The 12,902-nt window shown below is 36.0% G+C and carries 13 protein-coding genes; 5 read left to right on the top strand and 8 right to left on the bottom strand.

Going from position 1 to position 12,902, the window contains the following annotated elements; translation table 11 throughout:
• Positions 1-315: 315 nt before the first annotated feature.
• The 5 genes from BZG01_RS17875 (at position 316) to BZG01_RS17855 (ending at position 5,526) form a co-directional block, all read left to right on the top strand.
• The gene (locus BZG01_RS17875) at positions 316-2,127 is read left to right on the top strand and encodes a KAP family P-loop NTPase fold protein (protein ID WP_101311211.1); all 1,812 of its coding nucleotides are present in this window, start codon (positions 316-318) and stop codon (positions 2,125-2,127) included.
• 7 nt (positions 2,128-2,134) lie between these two features.
• Positions 2,135-2,998 (top strand): Qat anti-phage system associated protein QatB, encoded by an 864-nt coding sequence (gene qatB / locus BZG01_RS17870; RefSeq protein WP_101311210.1) that lies wholly within the window; start codon positions 2,135-2,137, stop codon positions 2,996-2,998.
• Positions 2,999-3,015: 17 nt separating this feature from the next.
• Complete coding sequence (qatC, locus tag BZG01_RS17865) at positions 3,016-4,290, top strand: Qat anti-phage system QueC-like protein QatC (protein WP_218973157.1); 1,275 nt, start codon at positions 3,016-3,018, stop codon at positions 4,288-4,290.
• Positions 4,283-5,011, top strand: coding sequence for a Qat anti-phage system TatD family nuclease QatD (qatD, locus tag BZG01_RS17860; protein ID WP_101311208.1), 729 nt, complete (start codon positions 4,283-4,285; stop codon positions 5,009-5,011). Before qatC ends, qatD begins: the two co-directional genes overlap by 8 nt.
• 161 nt (positions 5,012-5,172) lie before the next feature.
• Positions 5,173-5,526, top strand: coding sequence for a hypothetical protein (locus tag BZG01_RS17855; protein ID WP_101311207.1), 354 nt, complete (start codon positions 5,173-5,175; stop codon positions 5,524-5,526).
• 123 nt (positions 5,527-5,649) lie between these two features.
• On the opposite strand, the gene BZG01_RS17850 is transcribed toward BZG01_RS17855, so the two are convergent.
• The 8 genes from BZG01_RS17850 to traK form a co-directional block, all read right to left on the bottom strand.
• Positions 5,650-6,558, bottom strand: coding sequence for a relaxase/mobilization nuclease domain-containing protein (locus tag BZG01_RS17850; protein ID WP_143470943.1), 909 nt, complete (start codon positions 6,556-6,558; stop codon positions 5,650-5,652).
• Between the two features lie 17 nt (positions 6,559-6,575).
• Positions 6,576-6,953, bottom strand: a complete 378-nt coding sequence (locus BZG01_RS17845) for a plasmid mobilization relaxosome protein MobC (RefSeq protein WP_101311205.1) — start codon at positions 6,951-6,953, stop codon at positions 6,576-6,578.
• Between the two features lie 222 nt (positions 6,954-7,175).
• Positions 7,176-7,844, bottom strand: coding sequence for a DUF3945 domain-containing protein (locus BZG01_RS17840; RefSeq protein ID WP_180327383.1), 669 nt, complete (start codon positions 7,842-7,844; stop codon positions 7,176-7,178).
• A 28-nt stretch (positions 7,845-7,872) separates the two neighbouring features.
• Complete coding sequence (locus BZG01_RS17835; protein ID WP_101311203.1) at positions 7,873-9,813, bottom strand: type IV secretory system conjugative DNA transfer family protein; 1,941 nt, start codon at positions 9,811-9,813, stop codon at positions 7,873-7,875.
• Between the two features lie 25 nt (positions 9,814-9,838).
• The gene (locus BZG01_RS17830) at positions 9,839-10,639 is read right to left on the bottom strand and encodes a DUF4138 domain-containing protein (protein ID WP_101311202.1); all 801 of its coding nucleotides are present in this window, start codon (positions 10,637-10,639) and stop codon (positions 9,839-9,841) included.
• The gene (traM, locus tag BZG01_RS17825; RefSeq protein ID WP_101311201.1) at positions 10,636-11,814 is read right to left on the bottom strand and encodes a conjugative transposon protein TraM; all 1,179 of its coding nucleotides are present in this window, start codon (positions 11,812-11,814) and stop codon (positions 10,636-10,638) included. The genes BZG01_RS17830 and traM overlap by 4 nt, the downstream gene beginning before the upstream one ends.
• On the bottom strand, positions 11,789-12,115 hold the full coding sequence (locus BZG01_RS17820; protein WP_143470942.1) for a hypothetical protein: 327 nt from the start codon (positions 12,113-12,115) through the stop codon (positions 11,789-11,791). The genes traM and BZG01_RS17820 overlap by 26 nt, the downstream gene beginning before the upstream one ends.
• 155 nt (positions 12,116-12,270) lie before the next feature.
• The gene (gene traK, locus BZG01_RS17815) at positions 12,271-12,897 is read right to left on the bottom strand and encodes a conjugative transposon protein TraK (protein ID WP_180327382.1); all 627 of its coding nucleotides are present in this window, start codon (positions 12,895-12,897) and stop codon (positions 12,271-12,273) included.
• Positions 12,898-12,902: the final 5 nt, after the last annotated feature.

Here is a 12,902-nt window from a genome sequence, read left to right as displayed (position 1 = left end):
ACTACTTATGAAAAAAAAACATCACCATAAAATATGGTATTCATTATAGAAATACTGATCTCTTTTAAATATAATTTATCTATATAATAAAGTTGACAGACTTGACAGTATTAATCTTAGATTATATTTAATAACTTTACTTGACTTCTGTATGTTATAGTATACAAATTCTCATACCTATGATTACTAAGAATAGATCCTTGATAATAAAAAAGATAATCTGATGGGAGTTTAACCTAAGAGAATTGAGTTTTGTGAAACTATCTCTGCCAACATACAAAGCAAACGACAGAGACTTTATTCAAAAATAACCTTATGTGGAAAGATAGTGAAACCAATATAGATCTATTAGATTTTGATTATTTAATAGGTGTAACAAAAGATATCATTGAAAACGATGATTTATCTCCTTCAAGTATTGGAGTCTATGGAGATTGGGGTAGTGGTAAATCAAGTCTTATAGAGATGACTTTAAAAGAATTATCAAGCAACGAGGATTATTTGTGTTTAAAATTTAATGGTTGGTTATTTGAAGGATATGAGGATGCAAAAACAGCTTTAATTGGTACAATATTAGATGAAATAAACAAAAAGGTAACTACTGCTAATAACGCGAAAGATATTATTGAAAGGTTATACAAAAACATTGATTTTTTTAAACTCGCTAGCAAGGGGGCTAAATATGGGCTAGATTTTATGTTGACTGGAGGTATTGGAACCATTGCAGATATAACCTTGCAATCAGTTTTATCCAAAGCAAAAGAAAAAGCAGGAGATATTTCCGAAGAAGATATAAAAGGAGTTCTTGGAAAAACTCTTAAAAGTGATGAAATAAGAAAGAACCTGAAATCATTTCATAGTGATTTCGCTGAATTACTCGAGAAAACAGAGATTAAAAGGTTAGTTGTATTCATTGACGAATTAGATAGATGTAATCCAGATACAATACTTGAAACTTTCGAAGCTATTCGTCTATTCCTTTTTGCCAAAGGGACTTCATTTATAATTGGTTCTGATGAGCGTCAAGTAATGTATGCTGTTCGTAAAAAGTTCCCTGAAATAAAAGGAAATCACATAGACATAAGTAAAGAATACTTGGAGAAAATAATTCAATATCCTGTTAAAATACCACAGCTTGGATATAAAGAAGTACAGTTTTATATTATGTGTCTTTTATTAAAGTTCGAATTAAAAGAAAAACATGTTGATGTTTTGAAATTTATTCAAGAAGAAAGGCAAAAAGATTTCTTAAACTTTTCAATGTCATTTAGCTTAATTGAAGGTAAATTCCCTGTAATTGAAGAAAAACTAAAAGAGGTAATTGCTTTATCTAACCAATTATCAGGGGTACTCTCAAAGGGATTGAATGGCAATCCTAGGCATTGTAAACGCTTTTTGAATTCACTTTCTATGCGAATTACAATGGCAAGAATAAAAGGGATAGATTTGGATAAGAGAGTTTTATCGAAACTGATGCTGCTTGAATATTTCAAAGATAATGTATTCAAAGAGCTAGGTGAAATGCAATCAATTGAAAAGGGGTTGCCAGGAGAAATAAAATCAATTGAAAATGATGAATGGGATGTGGTCGACAAACTTAAGCTGTGGAAAGATGATGATTGGTTTATCAATTGGATAAAAATAGAACCAAAGTTGAGTGGAATCAATTTGCAACCATACTTTTATTTTTCACGAGAAAGTCTTCAATTAAGGAGTACTTCAGAAATTCAACAACTAAGCTTTGAAGCCGAAAACATATTGAAAGGATTATTATCGGGTAGTGATTCTGCAAGAGGAGAATCTCTTAAGAAAGCTAAACAGATTAGTGATTTTGAGGCAATACAAGTTCTTAAAGCAATTATTTCAGAAATAGAAATTGCCTCAGATATTTCTGCCGATTTGTTTAAGTCGTTTATTTCTTGGGGGGGGAGTCGAGAGGAAATCTATACGGAAACGGTAGTCTGTTTAAATGCTATACCGAGTAATATTGTTAAGGCCTCATTTATTCCGCGTATTAAAGAGTTTGCTACTATCGCAAATAAAACAACAGAAATAAATGAGCTACTTGGAAAATGGAAGAAAGATAATCCTAGATTGAAAAACGCTATTAGTATTGAATTAAAATAATTATAATATGGGAACCTCAAGCATGTACAATGGTCCCTCTGGCAATCCTCTATTACCAGATGATTTTGAAGATACTTCATTCCCTGATTCACCGGAAAGTGATAATCCACAAGAATCAAATGAAGAAACTCAAAACGGGAATGATGAATCTGATAATGGTGATGATGGCCAAGAGAATCAACAAAACTCAAATAATATTGATTCTAGCTGGAGTACAGCTAAGAAAAATATGTCTCGATACGCATCAGGAACTTCAAACAACTATAAGAGAGCAGTTGCAACTTACGTAAAAGCTCATGGTGGTGCGAAAAGAGCAGCAAAATCAGCTTCGAGTGGTATTAAATCAACTGCAAGTTTCGGACAGTTCTTAATCAATAGTTCTAATCAAGGAATTAGAGAAACATTATCTCAATATAAAATTGATTATGAAGGAAGGGCTGCAAAGGATATTCTGAATGATGTAATTAACCGTTTAGCACCAGTACCTGTAACTAAAGAAGACTCTGTTGCGAGAAAAGCTATAATTAGAACAATGGAGGTTCTTTACGAAAGAATTGATGATGAAAACAAAGATATTTCTACATTAGATAAAATTGATAAAGAGCTATTGAATGATATGATTCCAATTCAAATAGAATCATACATATATGAGCGTATAATTAATGATTTAGGCAGTCGAATTGAAACTAAATCATCTTCTCCAGCAGATGCAATTAGCAAAGAAAAGGAACTAAAAGAATATATTAATTCTAAAGTGGAAACGACCCTAAAAGGTAATGATTTCTCACAAATTGATTTTAATGGAAATGTAAGTAAAGAGGTGGAAAGCCTATATAATCAATGCTATAAAGTAATGGAGGATATGCTATGAATCATATGGTTTGCAAATTGAATAATAGTGATGACTTTTCTGTGGATAGATCTGTCTTTGAAGTCAACCTAACAGATAAAAAATCATACCATTGGACATTTTATCAATATTATAGAAGGCTTTTTCAATTTCCTAAATTCTTTTCAAATGAGGCTCTCGATTTATTTTACATTTCTTTAATGGTATATTATGCTGACCGTAAAGTATTAAGAAGTGGTACTTATGATGCTTGGACCAGAGAAATGAAAATTTACATGCCTGTATTAGAGCTCGATAAATGGAATGAAAACAAGTTTTTACTTGAAAAAATGATTTCTTTTTTAAGTGGTGATATATGGCAATTTGAATTTAGAAAAAGAGAATTAAATGAAAAAGAGAAAAAGGTATCAGCTGGTATTATAAAAACAAAAAAGAAGTATTCTCCTGATGCTTTTTGTATGCTATCTGGCGGACTCGACTCTTTTATCGGTGCAATAGATTTATTGAGTGAAAATAAAAACATTGCCTTCGTAGGACACTATGGTGGTGGCAAAGGTGTACTTGAATATCAAAACAATGTAAAGTCAGAACTTACAAAAGAATTTGACTTAGATGAAAAGCAATTTTTCAACTTCTTTGCAGCTCCAATAAAAGGTATTGAGGATTCAACAAGAACCCGCTCCTTTATGTTTTTTGCACATGCTATTATTCTAGCTTCAGCAGTTGATAAAGATATAAAACTTTATATTCCTGAAAACGGATTGATTTCGTTAAATATACCACTTACAAATACTCGACTAGGTAGTAGTAGTACTAGAACAACTCACCCATATTATATGAATCTATTACAACTATTGCTTACAAATATGGATATTAAGATTGAATTAGTAAACCCATATCAATTCTTTACTAAAGGAGAGATGATTCAAAATTGTAAAGTGCCAGCTTTCATTAAAAGGAATATTACTAAAACTATGTCTTGTTCACATCCTGATTTAGGTCGTTACCAAAGGGAGAATGCACCATCTCATTGTGGTACTTGTTTGCCTTGTATTATTAGAAGGGCATCAATTGAAAAAGCCTATGGAGCAGATAGTTCTGTTTATCGAGATAAAGACTTTAATATTGGTAAAGCAGTTACTGAGTTAAATTCTTACAAAATTGGAATCCTTGATTATAAAACAACCAATTCTAATACTTCTTTTAAAATTCAAGAATCTGGTCCCATAGCCTCAAATCAAGATAATTTTAAAAAGTTGTATAGAAGAGGCATGAATGAACTAACTACATTATTAGATAAGTACAATGGCTAATCATTTATACGACACTCATTTTCATTTAGATTTATTCAAATCATCGAAAGAAATTATCAGAGAGATTGATCAAAATGAAATTTACACAATAGCAGTTACTAACTTACCTATTCTATATACTAAACTAAAGAACAGTTTATCAAGTAAGTATATTAGACCTGCATTGGGCTTTCATCCTGAATTGTTATCTCAATATGAGCATCATATTCCTCAAATGTGGACATTACTTAATGAGGCAAAATATATAGGTGAGGTAGGTTTGGATTTTAAAACTAGTAAGGGGTCTAAAGATTTGCAAATTTCTTTTTTTACAGAACTCATTGATCGCTGTAATATTATAGGGAATAAGATATTGACTATTCATTCAAGAATGAGTTCTAAAGAAGTCGTATCTATTATTGGTGGAAATTTTAATGGTAAAATAATTTTGCATTGGTATTCAGGTAATAAAACAATACTTGAACAAGCTATTGAAAATGGGTATTACTTTTCTATAAACTACTCAATGGTAAATTCTAATTCTGGCAAAGAATTAATTAAAATGATTCCTTTAGAAAGATTACTATTGGAAACTGACGCTCCATTTGTAAAGTATAATGATAAACCTTTTACTCCTATAAACATTAATAATATCGTCAAAGAGTTAGCAATTGTTTTGAATCAAGATTATATAGCAATGCAAACAATTCTTTGGAATAATTTTAAAGCTCTTATACAATGATCGGTATCTCACAATCCAATTCTCAATAATTAGAGGTATTTAGAAAAGAGCACTTGTTTTAGGACAGTATATATTATAGGAAGGAGGCAAAATACTAGTTTGATTTTATTACTGTTCAGATATACAAGCATTAAGCATAGTATCCATAAATAGTAAAAGATATGATTCTGACAAAAGAAGAAAAAGAAAAGTTTGAAATACTAATGTATCAAAGTTATTTGAATAAATGTTTGAAAAAAAGTAAAGTTGATATAATGGTCAACCCTACAGGGTTTGTTAGAGGTATTCCAAAACAATTAGCAGAAGATATGAACACTCTCGCATTAGATATGATTGAAGAAATCTCTGATAAAGAAAAACTAGGACGATTGAAATATATCTGTGAATATTTTTTAAGCCAAAAAACAAAAAGGCGAGTTGCTCAAGATAATAACCCTAATGTCTATATTTATGATAAGTTTACGATTTATCAAGAGCAATTCAAGCGTCTTGAAATGCTCTTAAAGGAATTTTAAGCAGTATCGCATAACGTGTGTAAGTAAAGTTATTCTGATTTTTTTGGAGCCATTATTTAGCTCAAAAGAAAAATCGGAAATAACTTTTTCTCTTTGCAAGATAGTATAGAAAAATACCATTTTCTACCTCTTCTTCTTTCTCTTGCTTCTCACACGATACTCTTTCTTTAGCTCTTGATTTTGATCTCTCTTTCTAATCTGCCAAAGCAGTTCTTTCAAAAAATCTGTTTTGAAGCCGGCCTTTCTGAGCTTTCTTTCTTCTGATATGTGCTCATTCTTATCAACCTTTTCTTTTTGTTTCTGATAGAATTTGGGTTGTTCTTTGAATTTTGACAATCGAATCGGATAACGAATCACTTTACCATTCCCATCAGTAACGACAACGATATGCCCTCTTCCCGATTTTCTAATTTCTACATTGAAGAGCTTCAGATACTGCTCATACTGCTCTTTAGATTGCAACATGTCCAGTTGATTCAAATGATAAAAAAGATGTTCTAGGCTTTGCTTGATATTTCTACTTCGTGCTGAGAACTTGAATACCGCTTTCTCAATCATATTTTTATTATCCAACTGATGTCTAAGCTCTAATTCCTTTATGAAGTTTTGAACCTTTTGTCTCTCATGATTATCTTTGATTTTCTTGCCTGTATGACGATCAATTCTTGATGAAACGATATGAAAATGGACTCTATCCAAATCTTTATGCTTGTAGATAAAGTAAGGCTGATTACCATAGCCCATATGCTGCATCAGCTTATCCATCTCCTCCCGAATTATCTTATCACCTAATTTTAGATAATCATCTGTAGATGGATTAAAGGAGATATGAAGACATTTATTCTTAACCCGAGGATTTAGCTTTTCAATATCTGTAAACTCTTTTAAACGGTGCTTTTTATCGTATAAAAAGGGGTTAATAGCTTTGGTGTTTCGACTATGGAAAAATGTAGCATGCTTCTCCTCCACTTTCTTCTCATTATAAAGAAAAGCATTATCAGTACTTGCGGTTTGATGGATCACAATGACCATGTGAAAGACTTTTAGCTTTATTCTATCATATCCATGTAATTCTGCAAAACTGAAAAACAATTTCGAAGTTCTTGCAAAACCTTCATAAAAACGTCTCGATCTGAAGCTGTGAATTGATAAACATGTTGAGCGTTAATGTTTCTGGAAACCTGGTTAAGATTCACGCCAATTTTATTGAGATCATAGTCCAGCTTTTTGGTAATCATCACAAATTCTTTGCTGACCTCTATTTTTTTGATTTCCCGTTTCTTAACCAGCTTTGCCCTGCAAAAATCACTAATGGTCCGATAGCCTTCCTTCTGAGATCTTTTCAACAGCAATCTCTTTTCCAGTTCCGTCAATCGAATCCGAACCCCTTCACCCAATTTATCATGATCTGCTGTTTTGGGTCTCATATCTTTTCATTTATTAGCCTTCGCAGAATCAAGCTTTTCATCTGAGATGAAAGGTTCCTGCCAGAAGGCACAAGAGTTTTTGTATTACAAAAACACATCTTGCATGCCTCTCTTTACAGATTCTTTTTAAGTCTGTTTTGTGGTTTTATATTCTTAAAAAAAGGAAGGCCTCCCATTCGTTGGAACGATCTTCCTCAAACGAACTCAAGTACCTTCATTTTTCTAACCAACTTTCTGTTTGGCTCCTTTCTTCTTTTCGGCTTTTTGCTCCAGTTCTTTCTCCTGCTTGAATCCGGAAAAATTAATGCTTCGGTTGGCGGCATCTACCTGGAGAGATGCTGAAAACTTTTTGCCATTCTTCCCGGTCATCCCATCCAAAGTGATTTTCTTTCCTGCTGCCAGTTTCTGTTTTTGCTCTTCTGATAAAGAAGCTCCTTTTATTTTCTCCGGTACCCGAATGTGTTTTGTCCGAAGTGGAATCAGTTCATTGGTTTTGGGATCTATGGACAGATAATAATGATCCTTCTTTCCATCTCTTCCTTTTAATTCTAAAGTTTTACCCAGATTCCTGTTTTCAAGTAAGGCTGTTTTTTCCTGCTTGGTAAATTTGTGCTGCATATATTCCTCCGGGATATGTAATCTTTGAATGGGATGCACTTTAATGTTCACGCTTCCATTCTCCAGTTTTTGCAGGCGAATTTTCGTGGGAATCCGAAAGTTTTCCTCATTGATTTTAGCATTTACCGTATAGAGTTTAGCTGATCGAAAACCATTTAAAAAATCTTTCAATTCCTGACTTTCCATTCGGTCTACAAAATCTCTTTTGATGCCTACCTTCTCCAATTTTTCAAAAGGGATTTCATCTTTGGCAATCCGTGTTGTTTGTTCCATTTCCATTGTCTTAAAATTTTAATGATTATTACAATTGCTGTTTGTTGTTGATCTTGCATTCAATCAGAATCTTTTGAATGTCGTTACAGATTCCGGTGCGGTTGTTTTCCATAACTTTGTCCAGGTCATCAAACTGGTAAATATTTGGTATCTTCTTGTGGTTCTTTTCTTCTCTCTCCACCTGCTCTGTATCCACATGAATCAGGCTGTTGAAATTCTTTTGCCTGATCTGCTGTCCAAAATTATCAGCGACCTGCCCCACCATACAGCCCTGTGGCAGTATGGCAACCTTTCCTTCCGGCACCAGAAAATCCATTTGTGTGGAAAAGGAGGTGGATTGGGAATTCTGGTTGATATTGACGGATTGCCGTTCCTGCAGGATTTTACCCATCCTGTTTTGTATGAATTTAGCCGTTTCCCCAACAGACTGACCGGCAAAGATGTTTCCGATGTTGGTCAGAATGGCATTGGCCTGCTCCTTGCCATAGTCCCGGATCAACTGATCGATGGTTTGAATACCAAGTAAGGTTGAAATCCTGTTGCTTCTCGCTGTGGCAATCAGGGTATCCAGTCCCCGGAAATAGATAGTAGGCAGCTCATCAAAAATCAATGATGATTTGTGCTGTCCTTTGCGGTTGATTACTTTAAGCATCCTGGTGATAAAAAGGGACAAAACCACTCCATACATTTCAATGCGAAGGGGATTGTTGGCCAGGCAAAGCACTTTGGGCTGACTGGGATTGTTTATGTCCAGTGAAAAGTCGTTACCGGAACAGATCCAGTAGATTTCCTTGCTGATGATCTTGGAAATGGCAATTTTCAGACTACCCAACTGACCTTCCAGCTGCTCATGGGCTCCTCTTTGATGTGCATTGATAAAAGGGTTGATGATGTTGACCACATCCTTTTCCCGGGAAAGTACTTCAAAGAGATCCTCGTAATCCAGTTGCAGGAGTTCTATGGCATGAGGCAAGGTGCAATACTCTCCGTTTTTATATCGCTTCAAAAACCAGATGACGGCTGCAAAAAAGGAGACTGCGGATTCGGAAAAGAACTCTCCCTGTTTGCGGATCCATTCCCGGTTCAGGTTATACAACACCGTCCGGGAAGATTCAAAGGCATCAATGGGGCTTTCCAAAAATTCAGGTGCCAGTGGATTGCATCGGTATGATTTGGTGATGTCATCAAAATTGATGATGTAAAAGGCAGACTTTTCAGGCAGTCTTCCTCTCTTTTTGGCTTTCAGAAAATGATTGTAGGTGACTTCCGAGAGATCGGGAAACTTAAAATCATAAATGCACATGGAAAAGCCTTTTCCCAGGTGTTGTCTGATAAAGGGAAGGACTACGGAAAAGGATTTTCCTGATCCGGGGGTTCCAATCACCATGCTTCCCCGAAAGGGATTGATCACATTGATCCAGCCGTCATGTTCCTTGCCCTGAAGCTGATATTTGCTTTTCAGGTTCACGGAGTACTCGTTTTCCTTCAATTCCTCTTCCTGGGCAAAGCTTTCATTTTCGTGATTAAAACGGTCTTTCATCAGGTTTACATTGATTAGTTTGGAAATATTGTCAAAAGCGATGTTCAGTACTACAAAGCCCCAAAAGGAGAAAAGCAAATACAGGCCTGCCTGCCATTTTGCAATCAGCAGACTTCCCCAGTAAAGCAAAAGGCCAAACAGGAGTTGATACAGCAAAGCGGAAATTTTCAGGTCCCTGTCCTTTTTGGCTTTTGTTCCGATACAGGTGACCATCAAAAAGCCCATACAAACCGTCTTTGAACAGACAGGATGGGATAAAAAATCAAGGCTTTTCAGTTTTGTGATCAGCCCTTCCAATTCGATCATGTATATTCCCAGGGTTTTGAAAAACAGGATTTGATTCAAATACAGGGATATGATCAGCAAGAGATAAGAGAAGAACCGAAATCCTTCATGCAGTCTCACCAGTTCTCTTGATTCACCAGTCATCTTTACTCCTTTCTTTTGTTGGATATTATAAACGTTCAGCCCTTCGGATGTGTTTGTTTTTAAGCTCCACAGAAAGCTTTCTTCCGGTATTGCCCAGTGCCTTTTCAAGCATTTCAATTCGCAGAATACGTTTCCCGGGAATGGTGAATTTTGGCAAGACAAAGATCTCCCGCACTTTGGTTTTGGCAGGGATTCGTTGTAATCCACGGTATTGAAATTTGGGTTGAATCCGGTATTCCTGTGTATTGCTTGCTTTCAGCCTTTTTTTGTCATCGATCCACCATTGGAAGCTTTCCACATCATAGCCCATATTGGTTTTGTTCTCAATCTCCAGCTCAAAAAACAGGGCTTCATTCAACAGAAAGATGTTTCTGATCTGAATGTTGATTCCATCTTTTCCGGATTTACTTTTTCGAATGTGTTTCTTCTTTTGAGAGAGAAGGTATCTGCAGTTTTTCTTCAGGGTTTCCAGGCTCATCAAGGTTCCCTGATAAAGATCAGCCTTCATGGCATCAAAGCCATCCAGCGGGTAGGAAATCTCTCCGGGTTCGCCATAGTTTAAGCTAATGGAGTACAATTTGCCATCTGATACCAGGCTTATTGAAGATTCTCCTTCACAGACTTCCACTGCCTTGATTCGAACAAGATTTGGGTGTTCCGGTACTATTTCTGCCAGCACAAAATTTGGATTCCCTGTCTGCAGGTAAGTGACCTTCTCTTTTGAGATCAGGTGAACAACTTTGTTTACATTGATGGTGATCCTGTTTTGTCCTGCCAAACCAATGCTTGCAAAAAGACAAAACAGGCTGATTAAAATATGTTTCATGGCTGCTGATTTTGATTGATTAAATAGACCAGGCTGTTCTTTTTGATGGTGATTTTCTTTAGTCTTACTCTTTTGATGAGTGCCTGTGCGGTACGGTCTGCGGTATTGATTCCGATACCGGTAAGAGGATCGGTACTCATACTCCAAAGGGCTGAAGTGTTGGTGCGGCTGCCTATTTCCTTGCTGACTTTTCTTGCGGCATTACCGGGTATGTACAGGCCGGGAAGCCCGTCCAGGTCATGAACCTGCAATTCGACAGGAAGAAAATTTTGCGCCAACGGAAAGCTGAGAACCTCTATATTAAGTCTCTCGTTATTAATCTTACAGATTCCATAGAAGAAGGTGTTTTTTCCGGCTTTTTTGCCATCTATCCAGGCATCTTCCAGCAAGCGCATTTTAATGCGGTTCCCGTTCAGGACTGTTGTTGTTTCATAGATTTCTGCTTTGATCATAGAATTGGATGGCGTTTTTCCATTGAACCCAACCCGCTGTTTCTTTTCCAAAGAAAAACTCATCCGTTTTTTCTGATTCAAGTCTGACAGCTTTTCCTGTGCCTGTTGGAGGTAATACTTCAAAGAATCATTTTCCCGGTTCAGACTGCTGTTTTCATCAATGACCTGTTCCAGTTCTTCAAATCCGGATTGTTGATCTTCCATCATCCTTTGTAAGCTTTTTTTCTCTTTTTTATGCAGTACAGGTGCTTTGTCCTTTTTTATTTTCCTGTTGGAAGAGCTTTCTTTTTCAGACAATTCTTTTTCCAGATCTTCCCGTACCAATTCCTCTTTTTGCTTGATGTGGGCCAGCAACTGACCGGACACATCAGCTTTGACCTGGTGTTGGAGCAATGCTTTTAAACTATCGGTATTCACATCTGTTAAGTCCAGGTCAGTATCGTTAGATGATTCGCTGCTTTCAACGGAAGGATTTTGAGTGCCGCTTCTGACAGCCAAATTCTGTTTTTGATAAGCTTCCATTTTATCAAAAATCTCAATGCTCTTTTCAGCTTCCGGAAGCAGGTAATTGGCTCCTTTTTCATTACTGCTGTGCCCTGTCTGGTTTTGATTTTGGCTTGCCTTCTCTCCTCCTCCCAGAATATAAAAGATCAGAACGACAAAAGGAAGCAACACCAAAGGCAGTATCAATAGGGCTTTATTCTTTTTCAGATAAGTTTTCATGAATGTGTTGTTTTAGATACAGTTCAAATGAATCGACAGGCATTTCAAAAGAGGGGATGACAGCTTCGTTTTCTGTTGTTTCCATTCCTCCCGGTGCAAAGCTGTTTTGTGACAGGTCAATCACAGGGTTTTGAAAAAAAGAGGCTGCAAACAGGACAAACAATACACCAAGGATGAGTATCCATTTTCTTATGCGGATTTTGGAATCAAGAGACCTGTCCCGGGTATCTGCTCGATTAATCCACTTTCTTAACCGGCCTTTGAAGCTTCTTTCTTTAGTTATTTCTGTCTTATTTTTCATATTTCCTTCTTCTTTTAACGATAGTTCGTTAAACTCTTGTAAGTATCTGTTTTTTAGCATGATTCACCTAAAAGACACCCGTCATAAAAGTCTGAAAATAAGCATCTTGTAAGTCAGTCTAATATCTCATTTCTAAAATCTAAGAATCTATTGTTTTAAAAAATTTTCCTTTTGATGCTTTCCAAATCCTTATTGTCAACAATGCGCCAGTTTTCGATCAAAAAGCCATGTGGGTTGTTGTCCGTTCTGGAGATGTTTCTTAATGTTCCGGATGTATCTAAACTGCGAATGGTGATGTTGGATTTGCGTACAATCTTCTGTTTACCGTAGAAATGAAAACGATAGGGATAAGCGGAAAAGTCCAGCCGGACAGAATCTGTCTGAAGGGTCATGCTGATGTCGGAAGCAATCACCTGGTTGTACAGATTGTTCTCTTTGTAGGACTGGTATTGCTCCATGGCAGAACGATCTGCCAAATGCAAAGCTTCCCTGACATTGTTTTCGATGTAGTCTTTGTCTGGCTCCATAGTGAAAAACAGTTCATGAAAGCGCTTTACATGATCCCTGGCTTCGGCATTTCTGTTTTCCGTGATGTCTTCTCTTAGGGCTACCAAAAGGGACTTTCCATTGTCCAGCACATAAATCTTCTGTCGGGAGCGCTCTACCAGCTTTGATGAGATTGTAAAGGTATATACGCTGACTCCCATCATTGATAAAGCTGTAATCAGCAGTACGTAAACTGTAAAGCGGAATTTTCTTTGGATGTCGAATTGTTTTCTCATGATGT

The sequence above is a fragment of the Labilibaculum manganireducens genome, assembly GCF_002843385.1.
Taxonomy (GTDB): Bacteria; Bacteroidota; Bacteroidia; order Bacteroidales; family Marinifilaceae; genus Labilibaculum; species Labilibaculum manganireducens.
Note: the sequence above shows the minus strand (reverse complement) of the source record. Positions and strands in the feature narration are given on the sequence as shown.

Bases quoted from the DNA above. Each gene is read 5' to 3' on its own strand.
- BZG01_RS17835 (WP_101311203.1), bottom strand. From the start codon at position 9,813: ATGACTGGTGAATCAAGAGAACTGGTGAGACTGCATGAAGGATTTCGG.
- BZG01_RS17845 (WP_101311205.1), bottom strand. From the start codon at position 6,953: ATGAGACCCAAAACAGCAGATCATGATAAATTGGGTGAAGGGGTTCGG.
- BZG01_RS17855 (WP_101311207.1), top strand. From the start codon at position 5,173: ATGATTCTGACAAAAGAAGAAAAAGAAAAGTTTGAAATACTAATGTAT.
- traM (WP_101311201.1), bottom strand. From the start codon at position 11,814: ATGAAAACTTATCTGAAAAAGAATAAAGCCCTATTGATACTGCCTTTG.
- qatD (WP_101311208.1), top strand. From the start codon at position 4,283: ATGGCTAATCATTTATACGACACTCATTTTCATTTAGATTTATTCAAA.
- BZG01_RS17820 (WP_143470942.1), bottom strand. From the start codon at position 12,115: ATGAAAAATAAGACAGAAATAACTAAAGAAAGAAGCTTCAAAGGCCGG.
- BZG01_RS17850 (WP_143470943.1), bottom strand. From the start codon at position 6,558: ATGGTCATTGTGATCCATCAAACCGCAAGTACTGATAATGCTTTTCTT.
- BZG01_RS17875 (WP_101311211.1), top strand. From the start codon at position 316: ATGTGGAAAGATAGTGAAACCAATATAGATCTATTAGATTTTGATTAT.
- BZG01_RS17830 (WP_101311202.1), bottom strand. From the start codon at position 10,639: ATGAAACATATTTTAATCAGCCTGTTTTGTCTTTTTGCAAGCATTGGT.
- qatB (WP_101311210.1), top strand. From the start codon at position 2,135: ATGGGAACCTCAAGCATGTACAATGGTCCCTCTGGCAATCCTCTATTA.
- BZG01_RS17840 (WP_180327383.1), bottom strand. From the start codon at position 7,844: ATGGAACAAACAACACGGATTGCCAAAGATGAAATCCCTTTTGAAAAA.
- traK (WP_180327382.1), bottom strand. From the start codon at position 12,897: ATGAGAAAACAATTCGACATCCAAAGAAAATTCCGCTTTACAGTTTAC.